This is a genomic window from Streptomyces sp. cmx-18-6 (assembly GCF_046548915.1).
Taxonomy (GTDB): Bacteria; Actinomycetota; Actinomycetes; order Streptomycetales; family Streptomycetaceae; genus Streptomyces.
The window spans coordinates 296,875-323,258 of the sequence record NZ_JAEBEP010000001.1 but is presented as its reverse complement, the minus strand read 5'-3'; the positions used below and the strand labels follow the sequence as shown (position 1 = coordinate 323,258).

Genomic DNA, 26,384 nt, shown 5'->3' with positions numbered 1-26,384 from the left:
GAAATATATTGACCGCCTCACCGTCATCGTGATGTGCTCCCTCTGTGCCGATCGCTCGGGGGTGTATCGGCATACGCATGCGCGCGGAATCTGCGAGAGCGGAATCTGCGGCAGTGGAATCTGTGGCAGTGGAATCCAGAACAATGGAATCCGAAACAGCGAAAACTTCAACAGGGGGATTCTCGTGCGATTTAACGCACCCACAAAAGTGAAGACAGTTGTTCCGATGGCGATGGCCGCCGCGATTCTCGGAGGTTCGGCGGCCCCTTCGATCGCGGCGCCCGCACCCGCGGCGGGCACCGCGTCCGTGGTGGAGCCGGCGAAGAGCTTCGGCACCATCTGCAAGAAGAAGTCGCGCAACCACATCCTCAAGAAGTACTACCGGGGGCCCGCCGCCTACACGCTGCGATGCGGGACCGCCAAGTGGGGCTGGAAGCACATCAAGGCGCGTCACGGCTGGAACGCCACGATGGACAAGAAGATCAACGCCGCCATCTGGTCGGGGCGGGCGAACGGGCGGGGCGGGTTCTCCACGTACACCGCGAGCTGCCCCTCGAAGGAGAAGTTCCGTACCATCATCGGTACACCCGCCGCTCGTAACGATCTCCTCACCGCGTACAAGGTGAACTCCGGCTCGTACGTTCCGGCCTGCTGAGGCTCGACCGGGCCGGCCGTCCCGTCGGTGAGGCGATGAAGAGGAGCAGGACATGTCGGCGCGAACGCCAGCCGAAGACGCCTTGGCCGCGTCGTTCGTCTCGGGACTGCCGGGAGACGAGACGGCGTACCACGTTTCCCGTCTGGACATCGACCACGCCCCGGACGGGACCGTGACGCTGGTGTACCGGCTCGGCGTCAAGCGCGAGGGGCGGCCCCGTGAGCAGTGGGAGTTCACGCTGCCCTGGAGCGACAAAGCGTTCCGCGACGTGTTCACGTCCCCCTCCCCGTCTCCCGAGAAACTCGATCAGCTGGTGGCTTTGGTCCGTGCGCTGATGGAGGAGTGGTGGGACACCAAGGGGGGTAATCGGAAATCGGCGAAAATGGGCCGACGTCTCCCGGACGGCCCGTAGAGAAGCTCGCCGGACCGCATGACACGAAAGACCTTGCGCGAGAATCGGCGCAAGGTCTTTCGTGCGTGGACCGGTACCGGGGAAAATGTCATACGCGCGGCCGCGCAACCGCTCGTACGACGGGAGGCGGGTCGGTTCGTCGTCGCGGAGGATGCGTCCCGGCCAGGCGCACTGTGAACGCTCACCCGGCCTCCCGGGCCCCCTCCCGCGTGAGCGCGGCGACGGCCGCCCGGGGGTCGTCGGCGTGGAAGCGGAGCGTCCGGGCCCGCCCGCGCCGGCCCAGCGGCCGCACGAACTCCACCGGTTCCGTCAGCTCCACCGTCACCGTCGTCCCGCTGCCCACCACCACATCGAGCACCCCGTCCTCATCGACCCGCACCAGCCCGCCGTCCGGATAGCGCCGCTCGACCCGGGCGGCGGCGACGGCGGAGGCGGGCACCCGCAGATCGAACAGCGCGCCGTAACGCAGCCGCAGCGAACCGTCCGCCTCCACGACGTGCGGCCGGGTCACGCAGGCCGCGTGCAGTGCGAGGATCAGCACCACCCCGTACACGTCCACCACGAGCAGGATCGCGTGGACCAGCGGCCACGGGATCACCAGGGCCAGCACGACCGTCTCGAGGACGGAGACGAAGAGGAACGCGTACATCATCCCGGTCTGGGGCCCGGTGTACGGGACGGCCAGGGCCCCCTCCGGGATGCGGTGGCGGCGGCGTACGACCCACAGCCCGAGACTGTGCAGCGCCCGGAACTCGTGCACCACCAGCCGCCGCACGACGACCGGCGCCAGAGCGCGCAGCGCCGAACGCCCGGCTTCCCGCCGCCCGGCCCCCGCCCGCCGCCGGGCCGCGTACAGCCGCCACCACACCGAAGCCTCCAGCGCGAGCACGCCCACCACCAGGGCCTCGGTCACCAGCAGGACCGCGCCCGGTATCCGCACCCCGCCCGCCAGACAGACGAGCAGCGCCAGCTCGGCGGGCAGCACCGCCCACACCGCACCCCGCGCGACGCGCAGGCCCACCGTCTTCTCCACCGCCCCGCCCCCCGTCCCCGTCCTCACGACGTCCTCCCCGGCGTCCCGTGCCTCCGTGCGGCCAGCGCCTCCATCACCAGCCGCACCACCTCGCGCTGCGCGGGCGGATAGTCGTCGAGCAGCGCCCGCCCGAATCCCGTCACCGCCATCCCTCCCCCGGGGATCACCGCGAGGACCTCATCCGGTACGGCGGCGGCGAGGTCGGCGGCCAACGGCGCGATACGCGGGTCGTCCGCCCCGGCCTCCGCCAGCCCGTCCAGCCGCTCGTACAACGCCGCGACGCCCGGGTCCTCGGCCAACGGCCGCAGCGCCGCGTACACCGCGCTCCCCCCGCCGCCCGCCGCGTCCAGCAACGCCAGGTGCTCGCGGTCCTTGGCGGCGGCGGGGGACTCGGTGGCGGGCGCGCCCTCCAGGAGCGCGGCCAGGGCGGGCGGGAGCGGCCCGTCCGAGGCGGGCGGCGACGCCAACAGCGCGCCCAGCACCCGCCGCCGCTCCCGGATCTCCTGCTCCTGCCGGGCCAGGTCCGCGTCCAGCTCGCCCAGCACCTCCGCCAACTCCCGCCCCGCGTCGTCCGCGAGCACGTCCCGCACCTCGTCCAGGGAGAGCCCGAGCTCGGTCAGCCGCCGGATGCGGGCCAGCAGGACGGCATCGCGGACGGTGTACGCGCGATAGCCGTTGGCCCGCCGGGCGGGCTCGGGCAGGAGGCCGACGTGGTGGTAGTGCCGGACGGCCCGGGAGGTGACTCCGACGAGCGCGGCGATCTCTCCGATACGCATGCGGCCAGTAGAAACTCTGACGCTGCGGCAAGGTCAAGCGCCGCTCTCCTCCCCGGGCGGCGCCGTCCTGCCATCGGAGGAGGAACTCCGCCCCCTGGATGCCCTGCGAAGGCGTCGCCCTCGTGGTGCAGGCGACCTCCACCGGGCCGCAGGCCGACCGCGAGGCCGAGCCCCTCTGCTGCGCACGCGGCCCCGTCCCGCTCCACCTGCCCGTCGACCGGGACGAGAGCCCCGTGACGCTGTTCAGCGACCCGGGGGGCGACGACTACCGCCGGCACCCCACCATCCCGTACGGAAAGCCGCTGCCGATCCCCGAGCCCCTCGCCTTCGACCTGGAGACCGCGGACTTCGGCTGAGGGGCTGGGCCGGTGGGGACTCCGGTCGGGCTGTCCGTACGGCCCGGTAGAATGACCGGCACGGCAGACGAGCCGCGCGGACGGCCGCGTGGGGATCCTTCGGGATCCTCCCGAGGAACGTCCGGGCTCCACAGGGCAGGGTGGTGGCTAACGGCCACCCGGGGTGACCCGCGGGACAGTGCCACAGAAAACAGACCGCCCGGGGCTTCGGTCCCGGGTAAGGGTGAAACGGTGGTGTAAGAGACCACCAGCGCCTGAGGTGACTCAGGCGGCTAGGTAAACCCCACCCGGAGCAAGGTCAAGAGGGGTCGTCCCCGAAACGGGACGGCCCTGCGTGAACATTCGAGGGCTGCTCGCCCGAGTTCACGGGTAGACCGCACGAGGCCGGCAGCAATGCCGGTCCTAGATGGATGGCCGTCTCCCCGGCCGCCGCGAGGCGACCGGGAGACAGAACCCGGCGTACAGCGCGACTCGTCTGCCGGCAGGCCAAGGGCCTTTGACCAGGTGTCCCATCCGGTCAAAGGCCCTTTCTCGCGTTGCGCGACGCATGGGCCGGGGACCGGGAAAGCGCCCTCGCCCGGGCCGCGCTCCTGATGGGATGGGGCCATGGAGAACGTGGAGGGCGATGCCCGGGGCGCCTGGTGGTCGCGGCCGTTGGTGGTGTTCCTGCTCGGTTCGTTGCTGCTGTCCGTGTTGTCGCACGCGTTCCAGGGCGGCTTCCGGGCGGTGCTCATGGCTGTCGGGGCCGCCCTCGAAGTGACCGGAGTGGTCTGGGGCGTGGTGCGGTGGGTCGCGTGGCGGCGGCAGCCCCGGACCGTCACCGGCCGTTGAGGCCGGCGGGGTGCTTCCCGCGCAGCGCTGGTCCGGCCGGGACCAGGCAGCCCGCGCAGGTGGTCACCACCATCGTCAGGGCGATCAGTCCCGCATGGAGGGGCGGGAGGTGGGGCGGGGTTCCGGCCAGGGCGAAGCTGAACGCCGCCAGGGGGATCGCCGCGGCCAGGCCGCCCACGAGCAGGCCGGTCAGGACGATCAGCGCGGCCTCCGTCATCAGCATGCGGCGTATCTGTCCGCGGCCGGCGCCGACCAGCCGGAGCAGCGCCAGCTCCTGACGGCGGCCCACCATGATGAGCGTGAGGGTGTTCAGTACGGAGACGACCGTGAAGACTCCGATGACGCCCACGGCCACCACCGTGATCACCTGGCCCGCACCCCGGTCCTCGGACTCCAGGTGTACGGCGTCGGGGCCCCGCGACACCGACGCGCCCAGCACGGACCCGTCGAGCGCCCGCTCCACCGCCGCCCGCACGTCGCCCGCCCCCGGCTGCTGTGCGACCAGGATGCGGCGGTGCAGCGGGGCGGCCAGGTGCGGGGCCAGCTCGGCGGTCGAGAACAGCAAGTCGCCGAGGGCCGACGACCGCCGGTAGAGCGCGGCCACCTCGACCTGAACCGTCGCCCCGTCCCCGTACCGCACGGTGACCTCGTCCCCGACGCCGACGCCGAGGGAGCGCGCCCGGCCCTCTCCGATGGCGACCGTGCCAGGGCCCAGTTTCGCCAGGCTGCCGGAGGAGACGTCCGGGTCGAGCGTGGCCGGCAGCGCGGCCGGGTCCACTCCGATGACGGGGAGCCGGTCCAGCCGGGGTTCGCCCGTCTCCCGGTGGGCCAGCACCACGGTGCTGTGCATGACTCCGGTGGCGGCGCTGACACCGGGCGCCCCGCGGACTTCGGCCACCGCGTCCCCCGGGATTCCCGGCCCGTCCGTCGTGACCTCCAACGACGCGCCCATGGCCGCCGCTGCCTGCCTGCCGCCCTCCCGGTCCAGCGTCGCGCCCGCCGAGAGCTGCACCCCCACGAACGCCACGACCAGCACGATCGGGGTGATGGCGGCGCCCAGACGCCGGGAGCCGGCCCGGGACGCCGCGACCGCGAGATGGCCGCCGGGGCCCAGCCTCCGGGCCGGCGCGCCGAGCGCCCGCAGGGCCGCACGGGCGATCCACGGGCCCAGCAGCGCGCAGGCGATCACCAGGGCCATGGCCGCCGTACTGGCGGCCATCGCGGCGAGTTCGCCGTGCTGAAGCACCGCGGTGCCCGCGGAGCCGACCCCCGCGAACAGCAGGACGACACCGGCGACGCCCCGGCCCCGGCCGGCCCTCCCGGGCTCGGTGGCCGCCTCTCCCATCGCCTGCGCGGGGCGCACCTTCGCGATCCGCCCGCAGGCGATGGCCGCCGACACCCGCGCGACCACCAGCGTCAGTACGGCGGTGACCACAGGGGTCGCCATCAGCCAGGGGTCCGTCGGCAGTTCGAGGCCGATGGGCACGGCGCCGCGTGCGCGCAGCAGGTGGATCAGCAGGAGGAACACGGGCGCCGCGCCGATCGCGCCGAGCACGGCGGCGGGCGCCGCGACGCCCCGCACCTCCCGGCCCACGGTCCGCCGCAACTGGCGCGGCGTCGCCCCGACCGCCCGCAGCAGAGCCAGCTCCCGCGCCCGCTGGTGCACCGCCTGGGCCACCGTGCTCGCGACGACGAGCAGGGCGATCATCAGGACCGTCGCGCACACCGTCGCGAGGAGCAGGAGGAGCGCCGTCCTGCTGGGCGCGGCCTCCACGAACTCCGGATCGCCCCGCCCGTTCCCCGTCAGGACGCGCAGCGCCGCGGAGTCCTCCCCGTACCGGCTCCCGGCGGACGCGTCCACGGCCGGCGTCGCGCCGTCGAGCGCCTTGCGCAGAGCGGGATACAACTCCCGTACGGTCGCGCCCGGTTCGGCCAGCACGCCGATCGCGTCGGTCGTCTCCGGGTGCCCGGCGAGCCGGCGGGCGTGCGCGTCGGTGAAGAACACGGCGCTCTGGTGGGCCAGGCCGGCGGTGTCGCCCCGGCCCAGAGGGGCGACGATGCCGGAGACCTCGTACGCGAAGGGCTTCCCGTACGCCTGAAGCTGTACGCGGCCGCCGACGCGGGCCCCCGCCCGCGCCGCCAGGTCGCCGTCCAGGACGACCTGGCGGTCGGTGGCCGGGGCGCGCCCGTCGCGCAGGGTGAAGGGCGCGAGGGAGGCCACCTGCCACCCGTGGCCGTGGACGGGCGTCCTGCCGGAGTAGGCGGAGCGGCCCGGCACCGCCCTGCCGTCCGCGTCCGCGACGCTGAGGGGGACGTTGTCGTCGGCGACCGCCGACCGCACGCCCGCGACGGCCGCGATCCTGGGGACCGCCGAGCGCGGCACGCGCACCCGCTCGGTGAGAGCGGCACGGACGGTCGTCGGCGGATCTCCCCACGGCTTGGCGGTGTACCGCGTGCTCTGGTCGCCCGCGACGACCGCGGCCGTCGCCGCGTAACGCTCGACGTGCGCGTGGGCGGCGAAGGCCGACAGCGTGGCGAGGGCGAAACCGCCGAGAAGCAGCGAGGTGAGGACGAGCGCCGCGAACACGGCGGCCCACGCCTTGCGGTGCCTGCGCATCGACCGCCGGGCCAGAAAACGGGCGGTGCGTCGACCGGCGATCACTCCACCGGCGGGGCGACGCACTCCACGGGCGGTGCCACGTCCCCCACCGGCGAGGCGACGCACTCCACCGGCGGGGCGACGCACTCCACCGGCGGGGCCACGTCCCCCACCGGCGGGGCCACGTCCCCCACCGGCGGGGCGACGCCCTCCACCCGGGTCGGCCCCCCGGCGGCCGGCTGCTGCGGTGCCCGTCATCGGCCGCTCACCGCTCCCCGAGGCGTGCCATCGTCCGCGCGACGGCCTCCGGTTCGGGCCGGTGGAGGGCGTCGACGACGCGCCCCGCCTCGATGAACACCGCCGCGTCCGTCCACGAGGCGGCGACCGGGTCGTGCGTGACCATCACGACCGTGTGGCCCTGCCGGTCCACCGCGTCGCGCAGGAGCGTGAGGACATCGCGGGCGGTGACCGGGTCGAGCGCCCCGGTAGGCTCGTCCGCGAAGATCACCGCGGGGTCGGTGACCAGGGCGCGGGCGATCGCCACGCGCTGCTGCTGACCGCCGGACAGCCGCAGCGGCGAGTCGTCGGCCCGCTCCGCGAGCCCCACCGCCGACAGCACGCGCAGGGCCCGCTCCCGTACGGCGGGGGAGTCGGGGCGTTCGCCGCTCAGCAGCAGCGGCAGCGCCGTGTTCTCCAGAACGGTGAGCGAGGGTACGAGGTTGAGCGCCTGGAACACGAAACCGATCCGGTCCCTGCGCAGCCGGGTCAGCGCCGCCTCACCGAGCCGGGACAGATCGGTCCCGCCGATCCGCACCACGCCCGAGGTCGGCCGGTCGAGCCCGGCCGCGCACTGGAGGAACGTGGTCTTGCCGGACCCGGAGCGCCCCATGACGGCCAGGAAGGCGCCTCGGTCCACCGTGAGACTGACGTCGTCCAGCGCGTTCAGCTGTCTGCCGCCGCGCCGGTAGCGGCGGGTGACCGACTCCATGATCAGCGCGGGTACGGCGGCGGGATCGCCGGTGTCCGCCCCGGACGCCGTCCGCGACGCCGCCGGTGTCACCGGTCGCGCGCCTGCCGCCGTCGCCGGACCGCGTGCTGCCGACCGAAGCCTCACCATGTTCATGCCCTCCGGGCTGTGCGACCGGTCAGCCGGTCCGTCCTGGGCCGCCCGCCCGGGGCCCGGGCAGGCCGTGTTCGCGCCTGTGGACGACGCTAGGGACGCGGGGGGCGGCGGGCGATGGTGCGTGAACCCGCGCCCGGGTTCAGCCGGCGCCACCCTTTACTGGCGTGACGGGTGCACCGCGCGCAAAGACCGTCCTCCGTATGCTCGACATGCTCGACGGTGAGTCGCCCGGGGGGAGCCTCATGAACCAGCTCGCGTCACAGATCCGCCGGTCCTGGCTCGCCTCTCTCCACCTCTATTCGGGCCTGCTGGTGGCCTGGCTGTGCTTTCTGGGGATCTTCGCCGTGGCGGCCGGGCTGTTCTTCACCCTGTCCCTGATCGGTGCCCCCGCCTGGCCGGAGATCGTTCGCCTGCTGCGCAGACTCGCCGGATACGAGCGGGTGCGGGCCGGCGCCCGACTCCGCGCCCCCGTCCCGGAGCAGTACCTGCCGCTCGACGGCCCACCGGCCGACCGGGTGCGGCTGGCGCTGACCGACCCGGGGACCTGGAGGGACGCCCGGTGGCTGCCGGTCGCGGTCCTGACCATCGTCGTCCTCTCCGTGCTGACCCTGCCCCTGTGGCTGATCGGACTGCTCGTCGACGGGCCGCGCCTGGGCATCGGCGGCGCTCTCGACCGCCGCCGCCGGGACCGGTACGGCACCACGACCCGGGAGCGTTCGCCCCTGGTGCTCCACGGACTGGAGAAGCTGGCGGACCTTCAGGCCGCCTGGACCGCCGCCCTGCTGCGCCCCTCGTCGTCAGCCCGGCTGGGCGAGCGGATCACCGAGCTTTCCGAGAGCCGGGCCGGAGCGGTGGAGGCGCACAGCGCCGAACTGCGCCGCATCGAAAGGGACCTGCACGACGGCGTCCAGGCGCAACTGGTCGCGCTCTCCCTGCGGATCGGGCTGGCCAAGCAGCGGCTGCGCTCCGATCCCGACGCCGCGCTCGCCCGGCTCGACGAGGCGCAGTCCGGCCTGGAGAGCGCCCTCGCGGAGCTGCGCCACGTCGTGCGCACCGTCCACCCGCCGGTTCTGACGGACCGGGGGCTCGCGGGCGCCGTACGGGCGCTGGCGGCGTCCTCGGGGATTCCCGTCGACATGAGCCTCGGCCCGGTGGAGAACGGCCACCGGCTGCCCGCCGCGGCCGAGGCGGCGGCGTACTTCGTGGTGGCGGAGGCGCTGACCAACATCCGCAAGCACAGCGCCGCCGGGCGGGCGTCGGTACGCTTCACCCGCGGCAAGGGGCTGCTGACGGTGTTGGTGGCCGACGACGGCCGGGGCGGGGCCGACGAGAGCGGCGGCAGTGGTCTGCTGGGCATCCGCAGGCGCGTCGCCGCGCTGGACGGAACAACGCGCCTGCACAGCCCTGCCGGTGGGCCGACCGAACTGAGAGTGGAGCTGCCGTGCGGATCGTGATCGCGGAGGACAACACCCTGCTGCGCGAGGGGATGGTCCTGCTGCTGACGAGCAACGACCATGAAGTGGTGGCCACTTGTGCCGCGGGCCCCGAGATCCTGCCGGCGCTGCGCGAACACCGCCCGGACGTCGCCGTGCTCGACGTACGCCTGCCGCCGTCCTTCCGCGACGAGGGCCTGCGCGCCGCCCTCGCGGCCCGCGACGAGTTCCCCGGCCTGCCCATTCTGGTGCTCTCCCAGTATGTGGAACAGACGTACGCCGCCGAGTTGTTGGCGGGTGGCGCGCGGGGCGTCGGCTATCTGCTCAAGGACCGGGTCGGGCGGGTCGAACAGTTCCTGGAGGCGCTGGAGCGCATCACCTCCGGCGGCACGGCACTGGATCCGGAGGTGGTGACCGAGATCCTGAGCCGGAAGGCGGCGGAGCGACCCCTGCGAGGGCTGACGCCGCGTGAGTACGAGGTGCTGGGGATGATGGCCCAGGGGCTCGCCAACGGCGCCATCGCCGAGCGCATGGTGATCACCGAGCGGGCCGTGAGCAAGCACATCCGCGGCGTCTTCGACAAGTTGGGGCTGCCGCCCGAGGGTGGCGACGTGCACCGCAGGGTCCTGGCCGTGCTCGCCTTTCTCGACGGCGGCAGGGCCTCGACGGTCTCCGGCCCCTGAGGCGGCGGTCTCCGGCCCCTGGACACCCTCCGCCCCCTCGGCGCTCTCAACGCCCCCAACGCCCCCGCCCGATGAGCGAACGTGTCAGAGGTAGTCCTTGAGGGACGTGCACGTGCCGCGCAAGGTCTCCAGGCGCTCGTTCTGAGCGGAGACGTACGCGGACACCGAACCCGGACCGCGGTCCTTCGGCGAGGTGTCACGCAACTCCTTCGCCGCGTCCCGCGCGGCGTCGGCCAGCTTGCCGTCCTCGGTCCTGCCGGCCAGTTCGTCGAGCTTGTCGGCACGGTCCTCGACGTCCCTCACGGCCGCGTCCGCGTCCTTGGCGTCCGGGTCGAAGAGCGCCAGGTCCAGGATCTCCAGACACGTATCGCCCCGGTCCAGCACCTTCTGCGGAGTGTTCTCGCAGGCGGTGAGCCCGATGACGGCGGGCACGACGAGCGCGACCGCCACCGCCGCCCTCACGATCCCCTGCCGCCTTCCTCCCGCGAGGCCCTTCAGCTCCTCGTTCGCCTTCATCTTCCCGCTCTCCTCGAAGTGGCCTTCTTCGGCGGCGTACCGGCTGATCCGGCTGACGCGCCGCGTCAGTCGCCGGCGCCGGCGGCCCGCGACCAGCGCACCACGGCCCAGAGCACGGCGATGACGTCGAGGGAGAAGCCCACGATCATCACCGTCGTCCGGGTGGAGCCGGTGACCGTGTGGGAGACCACCGAGGTCAGCATGGCTCCCACGAAGAAGACGAACAGGGGCGGGACGATCCACCCGCTTCCGATCTTTCGCTTCGTCCCTGCCATGGAGTCCTCCAGTCGGTACGGATCCGCCGCGCGGTCTCGGCCCGCGCTGTCCCGGTCCATGCTCCCCGGGGCGACGGCCCGGGGCAGTACACCCCGTACCCGAACGGTGGTGGAGCCTGCACCCCCTGCCGGACGCGCGCCTACTTCTCCCCGGCGGGAGGCCCGGAGGGCGGACCGGGGGGCGGCTCGGCGGCCGGGTCCGTGGGCCAGTGCTCCGTCAGTTCCTCCGCGTACACCTGCGAGAGCGGCTGCGGGCCCACGTACTGCTGGCAGTCGCACTGCCCCGCCTCGTAGCGCAGCGGCTTCTTGTCCTCGTCCCAGGCGGTCGGCACCTCGACCCGCTCGTGGCAGCGGCCCCGCTTGTCGTGCTTGGCGAGGTGGTGGGTGCAGCCGCACACCGGCTCCGGCGACTTGTGCGCGGCTTCGAGCGCGAGCCGCTCCTGCTTCGCGGCCTCCAGCAGTTCCAGCCTGCGTTCGTGCCGGTTGCGCAGGGCGGTGCGGACGGTGTCGGCGGCCCACGCGAAGCCACCGGTCCAGAACAGGATGAGAACCCACCAGAACCAGCTCATCGCGACCTTCCTCCCCCCGCGGCCCGGAACCGTCTCTCCCGCCGGGGCACACCTTCGTAGTAGATCAGCAATCATGGATGGGCCTCAAGGCCGTCACCCGCCCGGCCGCCCCGGAATACCCCCGGCACGTCGGCTCCTTCGTGTGATCTGCTGCCCGTGATCATCGTGCCGGGGCCGTGCGGGCCGGGACGTACCGGGCCTGGGGCAGGGAGTGACGCGGGTGGCGGAGAACGCGTACGGGGGCGGTCGTGCAGCACCGGAAGAGGCGGCGCCGGAAGGCGTAGCGCCGGATGCGGTGCCGGACGAGGCATCGGACGCGGTACGGGGACGGGGCGCGGTACGCCACCGGCTACAGGTACGGGTGCGGCGGGCGACGGCCCAGGACGCGGAGGCCGTCACCCGCGTCTTCCTGGCCTCCCGCGCCGCCGCCATGCCGTATCTGCCCCGGGTCCACAGCGACGAGGACACCCTCGCCTGGATCACCCATGTCGTGCTGCCCACGAGCACCGCGGAGATCGCGGGCAGGCCGCTGAGCCTGTACGTGTTCCGGCGCAACGCCGCCGCCCGCGCCTTCTACGAGCGGCACGGGTTCACCGCCGTCGCGTTCGACGACGGCGGCCGCAACGAGGAGGGCGAGCCGGACGTCCTCTACCGCTGGACCCCCTGATACCGCTGAACCCCCTGAACCCCAGGGCCTGCGGGTCAGATCACCGGCGGCCGGCCCAGCCGTGTCATCCGCCACACCGTGGACCAGCGCATCGGCCGCCGGTCGCCGCAGGGGGTGCGGACGCCCTCGGTGAAGCCGCCGGCCCAGGCGCGCAGGCCCTTCGGGTCGCGGGTGCGGGCCAGCGTCAGCAGGGTCCAGGTGCCGAGGTAGGCGGGGACCAGGGGGAGGGGCAGGTTGCGGCGGGCGAGCCAGACGCGGTTGCGGGCCGTCATCCGGTAGTACACCGCGTGCCGGGCCGGGGAGGTCTTCGGGTGCTGGAGCAGGAGCTCCGGCTCGTACAGCACCTTCCAGCCGGCGTCCAGCGCCCGCCAGGCGAGGTCCGTCTCCTCGTGGGTGAAGAAGAACTCCGCGGGCCACAGGCCGGTCTCCGCCAGCATCTTCATGGAGAACGCGTGGCCGCCGCCGAGGAACGCGGTCACCGGGCCGCCCCGCATCGGGTCGCCCGCCCGCAGCCGGGGGACGTGCCGGCGCTGCGTCTCGCCGTGCTCGTCGGCGATCCGGAAGCCCACGATGCCGAGCCGGTCGTCGGCGGCGAAGTGGTCCTGGACCCGGCGGAAGACGTCCTTCTCGACCAGGAGCCCGTCGTCGTCCAGCTCGATCACCACGTCCACGTCGCCGATCTCGGCGAGCCTGCGCAGCCCCTCGTTGCGGCCGCCCGGGCAGCCGAGGTTCTCCGGCAGCTCTATGGTGGTCACCCCGCCCTCCAGGTCCTCCAGGCCGGGGGTGGAGGCGTAGTCCGGGAGCGCCGTTCCGTTGCCGATGATCACGAGTCGGGTGGGCCGGGCGTCCTGCATGGCGACCGACGCGAGCAGCGCCTCGACCGCCTGCGGGCGGTCTCCCATGGTCACGATGGATACGCCGATGCGTGGTGCGGACAAGTTCGGTACTCCTGGGCTCGGCCGCCGGTCGGATGCTGGTCGGCAGCGGTGCCCGCGATCGTAACGCCTCGGTGTTCAGTCCGCCGTTACCGCCCGGCCATCCACGGGCTCGTCGCCGTTCAGGAGCGCGTACACGGCCATGTCCCGCCGCCGGTCGCCCACCAGCCGCCAGCCCCGCAGCAGCCCCTCCCGCCGGAAGCCCACGTCCTCGGCGATCCGGGCCGACGCGGTGTTCCACGGTTCGATGAAGAGCTGGAGGCGGGGGACGCCGAGGTCGCGCAGGGCCCAGCCCGTCACCGTACGCAGGGCGGCCCGGGCGACCCCCTGGCCACGCCCGGAGGCGGCCATCCAGTACCCGATCGAGGCCCGGCCCTCCGGCAGGTCCCGCAGTCCGAGCCCGATGGCCCCGACCGGGCGGCGGTCCCGGGAGCGGACGATCGCGAACGGGTACTCCGCACCGGTCGCCGCCTCGTCCCACTGCCTGCGGACGAACGCCTCGGCGGCCCCGTCCGAGTAGCGGGACGGGACCGTCGTGATGAGCGGGATGTACGGGTCCCGCGCGGCCTCGCGGAGGAGGGGCAGGTCGCTCATCTCCCAGGGGCGCAGGACGAAGTCCGGGCCCGCGGACATGCTCGGAACGGTCAGCGGGTCGGGGCCGGGTTCCGCCTCATCGCCGGTGTGGGCGCCGGTGTCGGTGTCGGGTGTGGACTGCGGTCGGGGATCAGGCTCGGGATCAGCCATGTCCGTATCCTCCCGTGATCGGCCCGATTCCGCCCATCGGCGGGGAGGGTGCGTCGCCCGAACTCCTCCCCGCCGCAGCCGCAGGGGGACGGCTCACCCCTCCTTCGGCGTCCGCTCCCCTCCGGCCAGGAAGCGGCCGGTGAGCAGCGCGCCCGCCAGGACCAGCGCGGAGTTGACCAGGATGGCGGTGGAGACGCCGGACAGCACCGCGTCCGGGCCCGTCAGGCCCGCCATCCTCGCGGTGACGATCGCGCTCATCACCGGAATGCCGAGGGTGATGCCGACCTGCTGGGTCATCGTCGCCAGCCCGGTGGCCCGTCCCTGCTCCTCGTCCGGCAGTCCCGAGGTCGCGGTGACCATGAAGCCGACGATCATCAGCATGTTGCCCACCCCGCCGACGAAGGTGGCCGCCAGCAGAAGCCAGATCCAGGCCCCTGAGCTGCCCAGCGCCACCAGGGAGAGGGTGGCGGCGGCCTGGACCGTGCCGCCCAGCACGATGGCGCGCCGGTTGCCGAACCGGCTCACCGCCCGTCCGCCGAGCACCCCGCCGACGACGGTGCCCAGGCCGAGGACGCCGAAGGCGAGGCCGGTGGCGAGCGCGGAGTAGCCGAGGACTTCCTGGAGGTAGAGGGTGAGCAGGAAGACGAGCGAGGTCTCGGTGACGAAGGCGATCAGCCCGGCCGTGTTGCCCCAGACGACGCTGCGCCGCTTCAGGATGTGCACCGGGACGAGCGGGGCGGCCGCCCGCCGCTCGATGCCGACGAAGGCGATCAGGAGGACGGCTCCGGCGGCCAGGGCGGCCAGCGTGGTGGGCCGGGTCCAGCCGGTCTCGCCGGCCTGGGTGAGCCCGAGGACGAGCAGCAGCAGCCCGCCGGTGACGGTGACCGCGCCGGGTACGTCCAGCTTCGGCCGCCGCTCCGGCCGGGAGTCGGTGATCACGGACGGCGCGAGGATCACGACCAGGGCCGCGACCGGTACGTTGACGAAGAAGGCCCAGCGCCAGGAGAGCAGGTCCGTCAGGAGGCCGCCGAGGATCGCTCCGGCGGTGAACCCGGCCGACATCAGGGCCCCGTTGAGCCCCAGCGCCCGGTCGCGCAGCGGCCCCTCCTTGAACGCGGTGGTCAGCAGCGCGAGCCCGGCCGGGGTGACGGCCGCGGTCGCCAGGCCCTGGAGCACCCGTGCGGTGAGCAGGACCTCGGGCGAGGTGGCGAGGCCGCCGAGCGCAGAGGAGAGGCCGAGGACGGCCATGCCGCCCAGGAACAGGTTCTTGCGGCCGACGAGGTCGGCGACGCGGCCGAAGAGGAGGGTGAACCCGGCGGCGGCGAGCGCGAAGGACGTGGCGATCCACTGGAGGTTGTGGAGGGAGAAGCCGAGCCCCTGCCCGACGACCGGCAGGGCCACGTTCAGGATCGAGAAATCCACCGCGATCATGAACTGGGACCCGAGCAGCAGCGCCAGCACGAGCTTCTGGCGGCTCGTCATGCGAAGAGCGGAAGCCGCGGGGGCGGTGGGGGTCGCTGGGGTGGTGGCCGCCGGGGGAGTGGAGGGTGGGGCGTTGCGGGGTGCGGACATGGCAGGGATGCCTTCCTGGGCACGGATGCACTAACGGTTCTGTGGTTCCGTTAAGGTGAAGTCACCGTAGCAGGGGCAGGGCGATTAATGGAACTGGAGACCCGTTATGAAGGCTGAGGGTTCTGAGGGCGTCGGCGGCCCGGACGCCGACTGCGGCGAGCCGGGCACCGTGCGACCCGGCGGCCGTACCGCGCGGGTGCGGGAGGCGGTGCTGCGCGCGGCCGGCGACGCGCTGGCCGAGGACGGCTTCGACCGGCTCGACCTGGCCGACGTCGCCCGTCGCGCCGAGGTCGGCAAGACGACCGTGTACCGGCGCTGGTCCACCACCGCCGGACTGGTGGCCGACCTGCTCACGGACATGGCGGAGCAGTCGCTGCCGCGCACGGACACCGGATCGCTGGCCGAGGACCTGCGGGCCAACGCCCGCCTCGTCGTCCGGACGCTGACCGATCCCCGGCAGGGGGCCCTCTTCGCCGCCGTCATCGCCGCCGCGACCTGCGACCCGAGGACCGCCGAGGCCCTGCACCGCTTCTACGCGGTGCGCATCGGGGAGTGGTCCGGCTGCGTCGAGGCGGCCATCGCGCGGGGTGAGCTGCCCGAGGGCACGGACCCGGGCGAGGTGATTACGGCCGTGTCGGCGCCCCTGTACTACCGGCTGCTCGCCAGCGGCGGCCCGCTCGACGAGGCCGCCGCCGACCGCGCGGCCGACGCAGCGGTCGCCGCGGCGCGGGCGGGGGTGTTCGTACGGTGAGGGGTGCGGTGTTCGTGCGGTGGGGGGTGCGCGGGGCCCTCGGGGCGGACCGGCTTCGCCGCGCCCCGTACCGCGTCGATAAAGTGCTGGAATGATATTCGGTAAGGCCGGTTTCGGGGGAGCGGTCGCGGACTTCGAGACCGCGGTGGCGGCTCGGGACGCCAAACGCTCCGGCAAGGCGTTCGTCCGGTTGCAGGAGACCTTCGGGCAGGCCAAGGAGGCGGAGCTGCTCGACGCCGGGCCCCGGCTCGCCGCCGTACTGGAGCACGCGCCGCCCGGCCCCCGCGCCGTCGTCGCCGTCCTCGTCGGGGCCTGCGTCGAGCGCGGCGCGGACGCCGAGCGCTGCGCTCCCGGCGTACTGGCCGGGCTGCGGACGGCACTTGAGGCGGCCGTCGCGTTCGCCGAGGCGTGGGAGGCGACCGGCGGCGGCGCGTTCCCCGCCCCGGACGGCGGCGAGCCCGGCGACGAGGCCGTCGAGCGGGCCGGCTTCGAGGCGACCGTGGGCTGGTGGACGCTGCGCCAGTGGGAGATGGCGGCGGTCGCGATGCTGAACCACCCGGCGGTACGCGGCCGAGCCGGCGACCGGGGCGCTCTGCTGCACCTGCTCACCACCGTGGAGCGGGCGTCCGGCGCGGAGTTCACGTACCTGGCCCACGCGCTCCGGGTGCTGGACGACGAACCCCTGGTCGTCCTCCACCGGACGAGCGGCACCGGCTACGCCCTGCGGCTGTCCGGCATCGGCGACAACTTCCAGCTGCACACCCTGCTCGCCGACGCGCTCATAGGCGGCGGCCATGTGGCGGGCCACGCGCCCTCGCCGCAGGAGGTGGCCGTCTGCCGGGACACGCCGGGCCAGGTGGACACCGTGGGCTCCTTCGACCTGACGGCACCGGACGGCGGCAGCATCGGGAACGAGGGCTCCCCCTCCGGCATCCCCGTCGTCGACGGCGTACGCCTGCTGGTACTGGACGAGCCGTCCTACCGGCGGTCCTGGCCCGCGGGCCGCTTCCTCCCGGGCATGCGCGGCGACGTCATCCTGGAACGCGCCCTCGAACCGGAGGAGACGCGGCGCTGGTTCGCCCAGGTCTCCCCGGCCAGGGAGCTCACCGCCTGACCTCCCCGCTGCGGCGGGGCCTCAGCCGATCCGGGCCCCGGTGCCGCTGACCCGGACGCGGGCCTCCCCGGCGCGCAGCTCGACCGTGAGCGTGCCCGGGCGGCCCATGTCCGCGCCCTGGTGCAGCGTCAGCACGGCCGCCTCCGGGACGAGCCCCAGCTCGCGTGCGTACGCGCCGAACGCGGCCGCCGCGGCCCCGGTCGCCGGGTCCTCGACCACCCCGCCCACCGGGAACGGATCCCGGACGTGGAAGACCTCCGGTCCCTCGCGCCGGACCAGTTGCAGGGTCGTGAGGTCGAGCCGGTGCATCAGCGCTTCCAGCCGGGCGAAGTCGTACGCGAGATCCGCCAGCCGCTCACGGGTCGCGGCGGCCAGCACCAGGTGCCGGGCCCCCGCGTAGGCGATGCGGGGCGGCAGGGCGGGGTCGAGATCGGCGGCCGCCCAGTCCAGGGCCGCCAGCGCCTCCGCGAGGTCCGCCGCGTCGATCCCCGTGACGTGCGGGACCACGCTGGTCAGGGTGGCCCGGAGCTCGCCGCCCTCCCGGACGACGGTGACCGGCACGTGACCTGCGGCCGTCGCGAACTCCAGCGCGCCCGGCCCGTCCCGCTCGGCCAGCGCGATGGCCGTGGCGACCGTGGCATGACCGCAGAAGGGCACCTCGGCCTTCGGGCTGAAATAGCGGATCGTGTACGCGCCCTCGCCGGTCCGCTCCGTGAGGAACGCCGACTCGCTGTAGCCCACCTCCGCCGCGACGGCGAGCATCCGCTCCTCGTCGAGACCCGAAGCGTCCAGGACGACCCCCGCGGGATTGCCGCCCTCGGGGTCGGAGGAGAAGGCGGTGTAGCGCAGGACCTCGGGCTCGTTGTCACGTGTCATGCGGCACCCTAACCCCTCCGCCGCGCCCGCCGTCCAGGCCCCTCCATCTCATCGCCTTCTCCCGCCGCGTACGGCTGCCGCGCCCCCCGGGATCGCGGCAGCCCCATCAGCGCGGCGGCCGGTCAGTGGCAGTTCTTGACGCCCTTGTTCGCCACGGTCGACCTGCCCCAGGAGCAGGAGTCCTGGAGCTTCCCGTTCGGCTTGATCAGCCGGGCCTTGTCGCCGGTGTTGTTCCAGACGTACGAGCCCCGGTTCCAGTGCACGGCGCCCGAGGTGTTCGAGCCCTTGCCGGTGCGCAGCTTGACGGTCTTGCCCGCGCCGACGGTGTAGGCGCCGAAGGTGTAGGTGAAGCCGGTGTTGTCCTTCACCTTGTAGCCCTTGAGCTGCACCTTTTTCTTGCCGCTGTTGTGGATGTTCACCCACTCGGCGTTCAGGGACTTCTTCGACCGGTCGTCCTTGCCGGGACCGTCGTACTGGACGAGGCCGAAGTGCAGCCCGCCCTGGTGGGCGGCCGCCGAGGCCGGAGCCGCCGTGGCGAGGAGGGAGCCGGCCAGTGCGGTGGCGGCGGCCAGGGCGATCGGCGCAGCGGTGCGTATGCGCATGCGGTGTTCCTTCTGTGTCGTTCTGGTGAAGGCGTAACGAGATGCGATCATACGGTCAGTACGCGCTTGCTCGACGCAGAGTGCGGGAATGCGCAGGATCGGTCATCCAGCGCCACGTTCGGACAGGAACGGTCACCCCTGCCGACCCGCCCACCCGGCACCGCGGGATCCCTCAACCCCGGCCCACGTACGGCATGTTCGTCGCCATCACCGTCAGGAACGGGATGTTCGCCTCCAGCGGCAGCTCCGCCATGTGCGCCACCGTCCGCGCCACATCGGCGGCGGCCATCACCGGCTCCACCGCCAGTTCGCCGTTGGCCTGGAGGATGCCGGTCCGCATCCGCTCGGTCATCTCGGTCGCCGCGTTGCCGATGTCGATCTGACCGCAGGCGATCCGGTGCGGACGCCCGTCCAGCGCCAGCGACTTCGTCAGCCCGGTGATCGCGTGCTTGGTCGCGGTGTACGCGATCGAGTGCGGGCGTGGCGCATGGGCCGAGATCGAGCCGTTGTTGATGATCCGGCCGCCCTGCGGGTCCTGCTCCTTCATCAGCCGGTACGCCGCCCGCGCGCACAGGAACGCCCCCGTCAGGTTCACGTCCACCACCGCCCGCCAGTCCTCGACGGCCAGGTCCTCCACCGGCACCCCGGCCGGCCCGAACGTGCCCGCGTTGTTGAAGAGAAGGTCCAGCCGGCCGAACCGCTCCCGTACGGCGGCGAAGAGCGCGTCCACCTCCTCGGCGTCGGTCACGTCCGTGGTCACGCACAGCGCGTCCGGGGCCCCGGCCGCCGCGGCCGTCTCCGCCAGCGGCTCCGCCCGCCGCCCCGCGAGCGCGAGCGACCACCCCGCATGCGCGAGGGCGAGCCCGACGGCCCGCCCGATTCCCGAACCAGCACCCGTGACGACGGCGACTCGTTGATCAGTGTTCATGGCCCGGCAGCGTACGGGAGAGGTCGGTGCACAGGGCACGCGGTGCTCATCGACCCGCCATGCGGATGTTGTGCACGCGACAACGGCGCGTCGCGGGCCGGCGATGCCCTGGATTCCGACAGCATCCGGCAGCATCCGGCAAGCGAGGGGCATATGACAGCCGTACAGACGTCCATGGCGCCCGGTCAGGGTGTCCGATCAGCCGAACCCACCACCATCACCACGGCCGCCCGGTTATCCGGTCCCGGCCTGGACCGCCGCCGTCTGCTCACCGGGGCGGGAGCCGCCGCAGCGCTCGCCTTCACGATGAACCTGCCCGCCGCCGGCACGGCGAGCGCCGCCGAGCTCGACGCCCGCCGGATCACCGAGAACCCCTTCACCCTCGGCGTGGCCTCCGGCGACCCGCTCCCGGGCTCGGTGCTCCTGTGGACCCGGCTCGCCCCCCGCCCGTACGAGCCCGCCGGCGGCCTCCCCGCCGGCCGCGTCCAGGTGAGCTGGGAGCTGGCCCACGACGAGGGCTTCCGCCGCATCGCCCGGCGCGGATCGGTCACCGCCCACGCGGAGTTCGCCCACAGCGTGCGCGCCGACGTCCAGGGCCTCGACTCCGGACGCGTCTACTACTACCGCTTCCGCACGGGCAGCTGGACCAGCCCGACCGGCCGCACCCGCACCGCGCCCGCCGCGGGAACCCGCAACAGCTCCCTCACCCTGGCCGCCGTCTCCTGCCAGGCGTACCACGACGGGTACTTCACCGCCCACCGCCACCTCGCCGCCGAGGACGTCGACGTGGTCTTCCACCTCGGGGACTACCTCTACGAGTACGCCGTCACGGCCACCGGCGGGGCCCGCAACTACACCGACCGCCGCCTCCCCGCCCACTACAACCGCGAGACCATGACCCTGGAGGACTACCGGCTGCGCTACGCCCTCTACAAGTCCGACCCGGACCTGCGCGCCGCCCACGCCGCCCACCCCTTCGTCGTCACCTGGGACGACCACGAGACCGAGAACAACTACGCGGGCGACATCCCCGAGAACGACGTCACCCCGGAGGAGTTCCTGCTGCGCCGGGCCTCCGCGTACCGCGCGTACTGGGAGAACCAGCCCCTGCGCACCCCGCAGCGCCCCACCGGCCCCGACATGCGGCTCCACCGCCGGCTCACCTTCGGCCGGCTCGCCCAGTTCGACATCCTCGACACCCGCCAGTACCGCAGCGACCAGGCGTACGGGGACGGCTGGCGCACCCCGGGACCGGAGTCCGAGGACCCCGCGCGCACCATGACCGGGGCCGCCCAGGAACGCTGGCTGATCGACGGCTGGCGCGCCTCGGACGCCACCTGGAACGTCGTCCCGCAGCAGGTCACCTTCGCCCAGCGGCGCGATGTGCCCACCGCCGCCTACAAGCTGTCCATGGACGCCTGGGACGGCTACCCGGCCTCCCGGCAGCGGGTGCTGGCCGGGGCCGAGTCCGCCGGGGTGGACAACCTGATGGTCCTCACCGGCGACGTCCACGTCTCCTACGCCTTCGACCTGAAGAAGGACTTCGACGACCCGTCGTCGCGGACCGTGGGCACGGAGATCGTCACCACCTCCATCGCCAGCGGCAAGGACGGCGCGGAGCGGCCCGCCAACTGGGAGAACCAGACCCGCGCCAACCCGCACATGAAGCACTACAACGGGCGGCGCGGCTACGCGCTGGTCACCCTCACGGAGAAGACGGCCCGCGCCGACTTCCGTACGGTGTCGGCGGTCACCACCCCCGGAGCACCGGTCTCCACCGCCGCCTCCCTCGTCACGGAGGCGGGGAACCCGGGGCTCAAACCCGCGTAGAACAGCTCAGCGGTCCGCCGGGTAGCGGACGCCGATACGGTCCCGTACCGCGTCGAGCGTCCGCATCACCGCCAGCGAACCCTCCAGCGGCACCAGCGGGGACTCCATCTCGCCCGCCCGCACCGCGCGCATCACCTCGACGGCCTCGTACTGCATGCCGGACAGGCCCTGCGGCCCCGGCCCCGAAGTGACCGTCTCCGGCTCCCTGCCCGGCCGGTGCAGCACGAAGTGGTCCGGGTGGAAGAAGTCGCGCGGGAGGTCGATCCGCCCGGCCGTGCCGATGACGGTGGCCGCCGTGGGGTGGTGGCCGACGATCGAGCAGGAGAGCAGCGCCGTCGCGCCCGACTCCCAGCCCAGCAGCATCCCCGTGTTCAGGTCGACGCCCTCGGGGGAGAGCAGCGCGTCGGCCCGCACCCGGTCCGGCTCGCCCAGCAGCAGGTGGGCGAAGGAGACCGGATAGACCCCGAGGTCCAGCAGCGCCCCGCCGCCGAGGTCCGGGTCGCGCAGCCGGTGGCCGGGGGCGAAGTCGCCCGCGAAGCCGAAGTCCGCCTGCACGGTGCGGATCTCGCCGATCGCCCCGTCCCGCACCAGCTCCGTCAGCCGGCGGACCACCGGGTTGAGGTAGGTCCACATCGCCTCCATCAGGAACAGGCCCCGGTCCCGGGCGAGCGCCACCAGCTCCTTCGCCTCCCGGCTGTTGAGCGTGAACGCCTTCTCGCACAGCACGTGCTTTCCGGCCCCCAGCGCGAGCGAGGCCGCCGCGTGGTGCGCCGAGTGCGGGGTGGCCACGTACACCACGTCCACCGTGTCGTCCGCGACCAGCTCCGCCCAGCTCCCGTAGGCACGCGCGATCCCGTGGCGCTCGGCGAAGGCCCGCGCCGAGGACTCCGTACGCGAGGCGACCGCCACCACCTCCGCGTCGGGAAGCGCCCGGACGTCCGCCGTGAAGGTCGCGGCTATGCCGCCCGTCGCCAGAACACCCCAGCGCACCGCCGTGCCGCTCATGCCCGCCTCCACCGCCGACCGGAAAAAGGTATCGACCACTCCGGCCGAGCTGAGAGCATAGATGCGGATTCAACGATGTGGAGACGAGAATGCCGGACAGCGGCGGCAGCCGGGCCCAGCGAGAACACATACCGACCTCCGGGAACCGTCCCGGAACCGAAGCCGACAGCGGCCCGCTCACCCCGCCCGTCCCGCACGGGGACGCCGGAGCCCTGGCCGTCGACCCGGCCGCCCCGCAGGTCACCGCCCCCGCCGGACTTCCGGCGGCCCCGGAGGCGGGCGGCCTCACCGCCCCCGCCGCGAAGGCGGCCCGGCGCACCGGGTTCCTGGTCACCATGGTCCTCGGCGGGCTCACCGCGCTGCCGCCGCTCTCCATGGACATGTACCTCCCGGCGCTCCCCGCCGTCACCGACTCCCTCAGCGCCCCCGCCGCCACCGTCCAGCTCACGCTGACCGCGTGCCTGGCCGGAATGGCCCTCGGCCAGCTCGTCGTCGGACCGATGAGCGACCGCTGGGGCCGCCGCAGGCCGCTGCTGCTGGGCATGGTCGTGTACGTCATCGCCACCGCGATCTGCGCGCTCGCCCCCACCGCCGAACTCCTCATCGGCTTCCGCCTCCTCCAGGGGCTCGCGGGGGCGGCGGGCATCGTGATCGCCCGGGCGGTGGTGCGCGACCTCTACGACGGCGTGGAGATGGCCCGGTTCTTCTCCACCCTGATGCTGATCTCCGGCGTCGCCCCGATCATCGCCCCGCTCATCGGCGGGCAGGTGATGCGCTTCACCGACTGGCGCGGCATCTTCGTCGTGCTGACCGGCGTCGGCATCGTGCTCACCCTCGTCGTCTGGCGGTGGCTGCACGAGACCCTGCCGCCCGGCGACCGCCACACCGGCGGCGTCGGCGAGGCGCTGCGCACCATGCGGGGGCTGCTCGCGGACCGGGTCTTCACCGGCTACATGGTCGCGGGCGGGCTCGCCTTCGCCGTCCTGTTCGCGTACATCTCGGCCTCCCCGTTCGTCGTGCAGGAGATCTACGGGGCCTCCCCGCAGACCTTCAGCCTGCTCTTCGGCCTCAACTCCATCGGCCTGATCGTCGTCGGGCAGATCAACGGCAAGCTGCTGGTGGGCCGGATCAGCCTGGACAAGGTGCTCGGCTTCGGCCTCGCCGTCATCGTGCTCGCCGCCGTGGCGCTGCTGCTCATGACCACCGGCGTGTTCGGGGAGGTCGGCCTCGTGCCCGTGGCGGCCGGACTGTTCGTGCTGATGTCGGCGATGGGCCTCGCGATGCCCAACACCAACGCCCAGGCCCTGATGCGCACCAAGCACGCGGCGGGCTCCGCCTCCGCGCTGCTCGGCACGTCCTCGTTCCTGATCGGCGCGATCGCCTCCCCGCTGGTCGGCATCGCGGGCGAGGACACGGCCGTCCCGATGGCGGTCGTGCAGGTGGTGTGCGCGGTGGCGGCGGTGGGCTGCTTCCTGGGCCTGTGCCGCCCGTGGCAGCGGGCGGGGCAGGACACCCTGTAGGCCCGCCCGACACCCCCTGAACCCCGGGCTCCCGGGACGGCCGCGCGAGATCAGTCGGTGCGCGGGCAGCCGATCAGACGGGCCCGCTCCTGCCGGTCCGTCCAGCGCAACACCCCGACCCCCGACGTCTCCACCTCCGGCAGCCGCGCGTTGCGCGACAACGGGGCGGCGGTCCAGGTCGCGAAGTCCACCGCGACCGGCCGCCCGCCCCCGGAGACCGCGACGTCGGGGGAGACGCCGACGATCTCCCGGCCCCGGTCCGTCGTGTCCTGCGGCGGAACGGTCAGCCGGGTCACCGGGCCGCCGCCCTGCGTCCCCCGCTCCGCCGCAGGACCGGGGGCCGCGCCCTCGCCCGCACCGCCCTCGCTCATGCCGCGCGCACCACTGGTGCCGCCCGTCGTGCCGCCCGCGCCGTCCGGGTCGCCGCCGCAGGCCGCCAGGAGGAGGAGCAGGGCCGGCAGGACCAGCCCGCCGACCAGGGCCGACCGCACGATCCGCCGTCTCATGGCTCCCCCGCCGGGCCGGCCGCTCCGTGTCTCCCAGCCGATCCCGCCCAGCCGATCCCGCCCGGCCGCTCCGTGTCTCCCGGCCGATCCCGCCCGATTCCGCCCGGCCGCGCCGGATCCCGCACGCATCGCCGCCGAAGTGAGTACGTGCGGCGGGTACGCCTACAATTCGGCGGTGAACGTCACCCTCCCCACCGACCGGACCCTGCGCACGGCCCTGGCCGGGCTGCTCGACGGGCTGCCCCCGAAGCAGGCCACGCAGGCCGTCGACCGGCTGATCGCCAGCTATCGCGGGCAGACCCCGACCGACGCCCCGATCCTGCGGGACCGCTCCGACGTCGTCGCGTACGCCGCGTACCGGATGCCCGCCACCTTCGAAGCCGTACGGTCCGCCCTCGACGCCCTCGTCGAGGCAGCCCCCGACTGGGCGCCCGCCACCCACACCGACGTCGGCGGCGGCACGGGAGCGGCGAGCTGGGCGGTGGCCGGGGCCTGGGAGGGCCCGGCGACGACCGTCCTGGACTGGGCCGAGCCCGCCCTCGCGCTGGGCCGCGAACTGGCCGAGGCGTCCGGGGTGCCGGGACTGCGCGAGGCCCGCTGGGAACGGGCCCGGATCGGTGCGGCGCTGGAGCTGGCGCCGGCGGACCTTGTCACCGTCAGCTACGTACTCAAGGAGCTGCCCGCGTCGGCCAGGACCGAGCTGGTCGACGCGGCGGCGGCGGCCGGGCAGGCCGTGGTGATCGTGGAGCCGGGCACCCCGGACGGATACGCGCGGATCATCGAGGCCCGCGACCGGCTGATCGCCGCCGGGCTGCGGATCGCGGCCCCCTGCCCGCACAGCGCCGCCTGCCCGATCGAACCGGGCGCGGACTGGTGCCACTTCTCGGCCCGGGTCAGCCGCTCCTCACTGCACCGGCAGGTCAAGGGCGGCTCGCTCAGCCACGAGGACGAGAAGTTCAGTTACGTCGTCGGCACCCGCTTCCCCGCCGCCCCCGCGCCCGCCCGGGTCACCCGCAGGCCGCAGCTCCGCAAGGGCCAGGTCCTGCTGGAGCTCTGCACCCGCGACGAGGGCCTGGCCCGCTCCACGGTCACCAAGCGCCACGGCGAGCTGTACCGGGCGGCCCGGGACGTCGCCTGGGGCGATCCCTGGCCGCCGGAGGGCGCCGCCTGAGGGATCAGGCCCGCAGCTCCTGGGTGCAGCACTTCACGCTGCCGCCGCCCTTGAGCAGCTCGCCCAGGTCCATCGGGATGGGCTCGAAGCCCCGGTCCCGCAGCGGGTCGAGGAGCCCCGTCGCCGCCTGGGGCAGCAGCACATGGCGGCCGTCGCTCACCGAGTTCAGCCCGAACGCCGCCGCGTCCGCCTCCCGGGCGAGCAGCGCGTCCGGGAAGAGCCGGCGCAGCACGGACCGGCTGCCGGGGGAGAAGGCGTCCGGGTAGTACATGATCTCGTCGGCCTCCGCGTCCAGCACGCACAGCGCGGTGTCCAGGTGGTAGTAGCGCGGGTCCACCAGTTCGAGCCCGATGACCGGCACCCCGAAGAACTCCTGCGCCTCGTCGTGCGAGAGCGGACTGGAGCGGAAGCCGCGCCCGGCCAGCAGATAGGAGGCGGTGACCGCGAAGTCCCCCTCGCCCTCGTTGACGTGATCCGGCTCCCGGACCTCGGTGAAACCGTGCTCCCGGAACCAGTCCCGGTGCGCCTCGGCCTCCTCGAACCGCTCCCGGTAGGCGAACAGGGCTCCCAGCACCCGCCCGTCGATCACGGTCGCGCCGTTGGCCGCGAAGACCATGTCCGGCAGGTCCGGGCGGGGGGTGAGCAGCTCGACGGTGTGGCCGAGACCGCGGTAGCGGTCGCGCAGGTCCTCCCACTGGGTCTGGGCCAGCGGCAGGTCGACGGGCTTGGACGGGTCCATCCACGGGTTGATGGAGTAGGTGACCCGGAAGTGCGTCGGAGCGCACATCAGGTAGCGACGGGGGGTGGCGTCACGGTTCAACTGAGGCTCCTCGCGAACGGCGGCCGCGGCCGCGGAACGGTGGGATGCGCACGGTCTGTGCGTGAGCCCATGGTGCGCCGTG

General features: G+C 73.6%; 27 protein-coding genes, 1 other RNA gene and 2 pseudogenes. 13 read left to right on the top strand and 17 right to left on the bottom strand.

Annotated elements, in window-relative coordinates; all coding sequences use genetic code 11:
* Nucleotides 1–226 precede the first annotated feature (226 nt).
* Both ACLJPL_RS01430 and ACLJPL_RS01425 read left to right on the top strand, forming a co-directional pair.
* Entirely contained in the window at nt 227–655 is a 429-nt protein-coding gene (locus tag ACLJPL_RS01430; protein ID WP_411078784.1) for a hypothetical protein, read from the top strand.
* Between the two features lie 52 nt (nt 656–707).
* On the top strand, nt 708–1,067 hold the full coding sequence (locus ACLJPL_RS01425) for a hypothetical protein (protein WP_411078783.1): 360 nt from the start codon (nt 708–710) through the stop codon (nt 1,065–1,067).
* Between the two features lie 181 nt (nt 1,068–1,248).
* Here ACLJPL_RS01425 and ACLJPL_RS01420 read toward each other — a convergent pair whose 3' ends face one another.
* Together ACLJPL_RS01420 and ACLJPL_RS01415 are read right to left on the bottom strand one after the other, a co-directional pair.
* On the bottom strand, nt 1,249–2,127 hold the full coding sequence (locus ACLJPL_RS01420) for a hypothetical protein (protein WP_411078782.1): 879 nt from the start codon (nt 2,125–2,127) through the stop codon (nt 1,249–1,251).
* Nucleotides 2,124–2,876 carry a MerR family transcriptional regulator gene (locus tag ACLJPL_RS01415; RefSeq protein WP_411078781.1) on the bottom strand — a complete coding sequence of 251 codons (753 nt, stop codon included), beginning with the start codon at nt 2,874–2,876 and terminating at the stop codon, nt 2,124–2,126. The genes ACLJPL_RS01420 and ACLJPL_RS01415 overlap by 4 nt, the downstream gene beginning before the upstream one ends.
* An 80-nt stretch (nt 2,877–2,956) precedes the next feature.
* Between ACLJPL_RS01415 and ACLJPL_RS01410 the strand changes: the two are divergent.
* The 3 genes and pseudogenes from ACLJPL_RS01410 to ACLJPL_RS01400 all read left to right on the top strand — a co-directional run.
* Nucleotides 2,957–3,232 (top strand): annotated as a pseudogene (locus ACLJPL_RS01410) (Uma2 family endonuclease); the annotation flags it as partial.
* 68 nt (nt 3,233–3,300) lie between these two features.
* An RNA gene (gene rnpB / locus ACLJPL_RS01405) (RNase P RNA component class A) lies at nt 3,301–3,710 on the top strand.
* A 128-nt stretch (nt 3,711–3,838) separates the two neighbouring features.
* Nucleotides 3,839–4,063 carry a hypothetical protein gene (locus tag ACLJPL_RS01400; RefSeq protein ID WP_411078780.1) on the top strand — a complete coding sequence of 75 codons (225 nt, stop codon included), beginning with the start codon at nt 3,839–3,841 and terminating at the stop codon, nt 4,061–4,063.
* On the opposite strand, the gene ACLJPL_RS01395 is transcribed toward ACLJPL_RS01400, so the two are convergent.
* The 3 genes from ACLJPL_RS01395 to ACLJPL_RS01385 are packed head-to-tail and all read right to left on the bottom strand — an operon-like array spanning nt 4,050 to nt 7,650.
* A complete protein-coding gene (locus tag ACLJPL_RS01395) occupies nt 4,050–6,680 on the bottom strand; it encodes an FtsX-like permease family protein (protein ID WP_411078779.1) in 2,631 nt (876 codons plus the stop codon). The two genes, ACLJPL_RS01400 and ACLJPL_RS01395, sit on opposite strands and share 14 nt — an antisense overlap.
* 41 nt (nt 6,681–6,721) lie before the next feature.
* On the bottom strand, nt 6,722–6,877 hold the full coding sequence (locus ACLJPL_RS01390) for a hypothetical protein (protein WP_411078778.1): 156 nt from the start codon (nt 6,875–6,877) through the stop codon (nt 6,722–6,724).
* Nucleotides 6,878–6,927: 50 nt separating this feature from the next.
* Nucleotides 6,928–7,650: an ABC transporter ATP-binding protein gene (locus tag ACLJPL_RS01385; protein ID WP_411079434.1), complete on the bottom strand. Its 723-nt coding sequence runs from the start codon at nt 7,648–7,650 to the stop codon at nt 6,928–6,930.
* A gap of 344 nt (nt 7,651–7,994) precedes the next feature.
* Between ACLJPL_RS01385 and ACLJPL_RS01380 the strand changes: the two genes are divergently transcribed.
* A complete protein-coding gene (locus ACLJPL_RS01380; protein ID WP_411079433.1) occupies nt 7,995–9,239 on the top strand; it encodes a histidine kinase in 1,245 nt (414 codons plus the stop codon).
* Complete coding sequence (locus ACLJPL_RS01375) at nt 9,227–9,901, top strand: response regulator (protein ID WP_411078777.1); 675 nt, start codon at nt 9,227–9,229, stop codon at nt 9,899–9,901. The genes ACLJPL_RS01380 and ACLJPL_RS01375 overlap by 13 nt, the downstream gene beginning before the upstream one ends.
* 84 nt (nt 9,902–9,985) lie before the next feature.
* Here the strand turns inward: ACLJPL_RS01375 and ACLJPL_RS01370 are convergent, their stop codons facing one another.
* From ACLJPL_RS01370 to ACLJPL_RS01360, 3 genes are all read right to left on the bottom strand, one after another.
* The gene (locus tag ACLJPL_RS01370; RefSeq protein WP_411078776.1) at nt 9,986–10,417 is read right to left on the bottom strand and encodes a hypothetical protein; all 432 of its coding nucleotides are present in this window, start codon (nt 10,415–10,417) and stop codon (nt 9,986–9,988) included.
* Between the two features lie 65 nt (nt 10,418–10,482).
* Nucleotides 10,483–10,692, bottom strand: coding sequence for a hypothetical protein (locus ACLJPL_RS01365; protein WP_411078775.1), 210 nt, complete (start codon nt 10,690–10,692; stop codon nt 10,483–10,485).
* A 140-nt stretch (nt 10,693–10,832) separates the two neighbouring features.
* Nucleotides 10,833–11,261, bottom strand: a complete 429-nt coding sequence (locus ACLJPL_RS01360; protein WP_411078774.1) for a hypothetical protein — start codon at nt 11,259–11,261, stop codon at nt 10,833–10,835.
* 295 nt (nt 11,262–11,556) lie between these two features.
* On the opposite strand from ACLJPL_RS01360, the gene ACLJPL_RS01355 reads away from it, so the two are divergent.
* Nucleotides 11,557–11,928 carry a hypothetical protein gene (locus tag ACLJPL_RS01355; RefSeq protein WP_411079432.1) on the top strand — a complete coding sequence of 124 codons (372 nt, stop codon included), beginning with the start codon at nt 11,557–11,559 and terminating at the stop codon, nt 11,926–11,928.
* 35 nt (nt 11,929–11,963) lie between these two features.
* On the opposite strand, the gene ACLJPL_RS01350 is transcribed toward ACLJPL_RS01355, so the two are convergent.
* The 3 genes from ACLJPL_RS01350 to ACLJPL_RS01340 form a co-directional block, all read right to left on the bottom strand.
* A complete protein-coding gene (locus ACLJPL_RS01350; RefSeq protein ID WP_411078773.1) occupies nt 11,964–12,866 on the bottom strand; it encodes a glycosyltransferase family 2 protein in 903 nt (300 codons plus the stop codon).
* A gap of 75 nt (nt 12,867–12,941) precedes the next feature.
* Nucleotides 12,942–13,607, bottom strand: a complete 666-nt coding sequence (locus ACLJPL_RS01345) for a GNAT family N-acetyltransferase (protein ID WP_411078772.1) — start codon at nt 13,605–13,607, stop codon at nt 12,942–12,944.
* A 93-nt stretch (nt 13,608–13,700) separates the two neighbouring features.
* The gene (locus ACLJPL_RS01340) at nt 13,701–15,089 is read right to left on the bottom strand and encodes an MFS transporter (protein WP_411078771.1); all 1,389 of its coding nucleotides are present in this window, start codon (nt 15,087–15,089) and stop codon (nt 13,701–13,703) included.
* A gap of 196 nt (nt 15,090–15,285) precedes the next feature.
* On the opposite strand from ACLJPL_RS01340, the gene ACLJPL_RS01335 reads away from it, so the two are divergent.
* Together ACLJPL_RS01335 and ACLJPL_RS01330 are read left to right on the top strand one after the other, a co-directional pair.
* Nucleotides 15,286–15,930, top strand: coding sequence for a TetR/AcrR family transcriptional regulator (locus ACLJPL_RS01335; RefSeq protein WP_411078770.1), 645 nt, complete (start codon nt 15,286–15,288; stop codon nt 15,928–15,930).
* A gap of 91 nt (nt 15,931–16,021) precedes the next feature.
* The gene (locus ACLJPL_RS01330; protein ID WP_411078769.1) at nt 16,022–17,044 is read left to right on the top strand and encodes a hypothetical protein; all 1,023 of its coding nucleotides are present in this window, start codon (nt 16,022–16,024) and stop codon (nt 17,042–17,044) included.
* 21 nt (nt 17,045–17,065) lie between these two features.
* Here the strand turns inward: ACLJPL_RS01330 and ACLJPL_RS01325 are convergent, their stop codons facing one another.
* From ACLJPL_RS01325 to ACLJPL_RS01315, 3 genes are all read right to left on the bottom strand, one after another.
* Nucleotides 17,066–17,920, bottom strand: coding sequence for a PhzF family phenazine biosynthesis protein (locus ACLJPL_RS01325; protein WP_411078768.1), 855 nt, complete (start codon nt 17,918–17,920; stop codon nt 17,066–17,068).
* A 122-nt stretch (nt 17,921–18,042) separates the two neighbouring features.
* A complete protein-coding gene (locus ACLJPL_RS01320; RefSeq protein ID WP_411078767.1) occupies nt 18,043–18,522 on the bottom strand; it encodes a lamin tail domain-containing protein in 480 nt (159 codons plus the stop codon).
* A gap of 172 nt (nt 18,523–18,694) precedes the next feature.
* Entirely contained in the window at nt 18,695–19,450 is a 756-nt protein-coding gene (locus ACLJPL_RS01315; protein ID WP_411078766.1) for an SDR family oxidoreductase, read from the bottom strand.
* A gap of 153 nt (nt 19,451–19,603) precedes the next feature.
* Between ACLJPL_RS01315 and ACLJPL_RS01310 the strand changes: the two genes are divergently transcribed.
* Nucleotides 19,604–21,280, top strand: a complete 1,677-nt coding sequence (locus ACLJPL_RS01310) for an alkaline phosphatase D family protein (RefSeq protein ID WP_411078765.1) — start codon at nt 19,604–19,606, stop codon at nt 21,278–21,280.
* Nucleotides 21,281–21,286: 6 nt separating this feature from the next.
* Here ACLJPL_RS01310 and ACLJPL_RS01305 read toward each other — a convergent pair whose 3' ends face one another.
* Complete coding sequence (locus tag ACLJPL_RS01305) at nt 21,287–22,285, bottom strand: Gfo/Idh/MocA family protein (RefSeq protein WP_411078764.1); 999 nt, start codon at nt 22,283–22,285, stop codon at nt 21,287–21,289.
* A gap of 89 nt (nt 22,286–22,374) precedes the next feature.
* On the opposite strand from ACLJPL_RS01305, the gene ACLJPL_RS01300 reads away from it, so the two are divergent.
* On the top strand, nt 22,375–23,805 hold the full coding sequence (locus ACLJPL_RS01300) for a Bcr/CflA family multidrug efflux MFS transporter (RefSeq protein WP_411078763.1): 1,431 nt from the start codon (nt 22,375–22,377) through the stop codon (nt 23,803–23,805).
* Between the two features lie 50 nt (nt 23,806–23,855).
* Here ACLJPL_RS01300 and ACLJPL_RS01295 read toward each other — a convergent pair whose 3' ends face one another.
* Nucleotides 23,856–24,311: a hypothetical protein gene (locus tag ACLJPL_RS01295; protein WP_411079472.1), complete on the bottom strand. Its 456-nt coding sequence runs from the start codon at nt 24,309–24,311 to the stop codon at nt 23,856–23,858.
* A gap of 175 nt (nt 24,312–24,486) precedes the next feature.
* Here ACLJPL_RS01295 and ACLJPL_RS01290 point away from each other — a divergent pair, with 175 nt between their 5' ends.
* Entirely contained in the window at nt 24,487–25,482 is a 996-nt protein-coding gene (locus ACLJPL_RS01290) for a small ribosomal subunit Rsm22 family protein (RefSeq protein WP_411078762.1), read from the top strand.
* A gap of 4 nt (nt 25,483–25,486) precedes the next feature.
* Here ACLJPL_RS01290 and ddaH read toward each other — a convergent pair.
* A pseudogene (gene ddaH / locus ACLJPL_RS01285) lies at nt 25,487–26,323 on the bottom strand (dimethylargininase); the annotation flags it as partial.
* Nucleotides 26,324–26,384 lie beyond the last annotated feature (61 nt).

Bases quoted from the DNA above. Each gene is read 5' to 3' on its own strand.
- ACLJPL_RS01370 (WP_411078776.1), bottom strand. From the start codon at position 10,417: ATGAAGGCGAACGAGGAGCTGAAGGGCCTCGCGGGAGGAAGGCGGCAG.
- ACLJPL_RS01360 (WP_411078774.1), bottom strand. From the start codon at position 11,261: ATGAGCTGGTTCTGGTGGGTTCTCATCCTGTTCTGGACCGGTGGCTTC.
- ACLJPL_RS01380 (WP_411079433.1), top strand. From the start codon at position 7,995: ATGCTCGACGGTGAGTCGCCCGGGGGGAGCCTCATGAACCAGCTCGCG.
- ACLJPL_RS01320 (WP_411078767.1), bottom strand. From the start codon at position 18,522: ATGCGCATACGCACCGCTGCGCCGATCGCCCTGGCCGCCGCCACCGCA.
- ACLJPL_RS01425 (WP_411078783.1), top strand. From the start codon at position 708: ATGTCGGCGCGAACGCCAGCCGAAGACGCCTTGGCCGCGTCGTTCGTC.
- ACLJPL_RS01305 (WP_411078764.1), bottom strand. From the start codon at position 22,285: ATGAGCGGCACGGCGGTGCGCTGGGGTGTTCTGGCGACGGGCGGCATA.
- ACLJPL_RS01310 (WP_411078765.1), top strand. From the start codon at position 19,604: ATGACAGCCGTACAGACGTCCATGGCGCCCGGTCAGGGTGTCCGATCA.
- ACLJPL_RS01340 (WP_411078771.1), bottom strand. From the start codon at position 15,089: ATGACGAGCCGCCAGAAGCTCGTGCTGGCGCTGCTGCTCGGGTCCCAG.
- ACLJPL_RS01395 (WP_411078779.1), bottom strand. From the start codon at position 6,680: ATGCGCAGGCACCGCAAGGCGTGGGCCGCCGTGTTCGCGGCGCTCGTC.
- ACLJPL_RS01300 (WP_411078763.1), top strand. From the start codon at position 22,375: ATGCCGGACAGCGGCGGCAGCCGGGCCCAGCGAGAACACATACCGACC.
- ACLJPL_RS01335 (WP_411078770.1), top strand. From the start codon at position 15,286: ATGAAGGCTGAGGGTTCTGAGGGCGTCGGCGGCCCGGACGCCGACTGC.
- ACLJPL_RS01330 (WP_411078769.1), top strand. From the start codon at position 16,022: ATGATATTCGGTAAGGCCGGTTTCGGGGGAGCGGTCGCGGACTTCGAG.
- ACLJPL_RS01295 (WP_411079472.1), bottom strand. From the start codon at position 24,311: ATGAGACGGCGGATCGTGCGGTCGGCCCTGGTCGGCGGGCTGGTCCTG.
- ACLJPL_RS01325 (WP_411078768.1), bottom strand. From the start codon at position 17,920: ATGACACGTGACAACGAGCCCGAGGTCCTGCGCTACACCGCCTTCTCC.
- ACLJPL_RS01400 (WP_411078780.1), top strand. From the start codon at position 3,839: ATGGAGAACGTGGAGGGCGATGCCCGGGGCGCCTGGTGGTCGCGGCCG.
- ACLJPL_RS01430 (WP_411078784.1), top strand. From the start codon at position 227: ATGGCGATGGCCGCCGCGATTCTCGGAGGTTCGGCGGCCCCTTCGATC.
- ACLJPL_RS01365 (WP_411078775.1), bottom strand. From the start codon at position 10,692: ATGGCAGGGACGAAGCGAAAGATCGGAAGCGGGTGGATCGTCCCGCCC.
- ACLJPL_RS01345 (WP_411078772.1), bottom strand. From the start codon at position 13,607: ATGGCTGATCCCGAGCCTGATCCCCGACCGCAGTCCACACCCGACACC.
- ACLJPL_RS01315 (WP_411078766.1), bottom strand. From the start codon at position 19,450: ATGAACACTGATCAACGAGTCGCCGTCGTCACGGGTGCTGGTTCGGGA.
- ACLJPL_RS01415 (WP_411078781.1), bottom strand. From the start codon at position 2,876: ATGCGTATCGGAGAGATCGCCGCGCTCGTCGGAGTCACCTCCCGGGCC.
- ACLJPL_RS01385 (WP_411079434.1), bottom strand. From the start codon at position 7,650: ATGGAGTCGGTCACCCGCCGCTACCGGCGCGGCGGCAGACAGCTGAAC.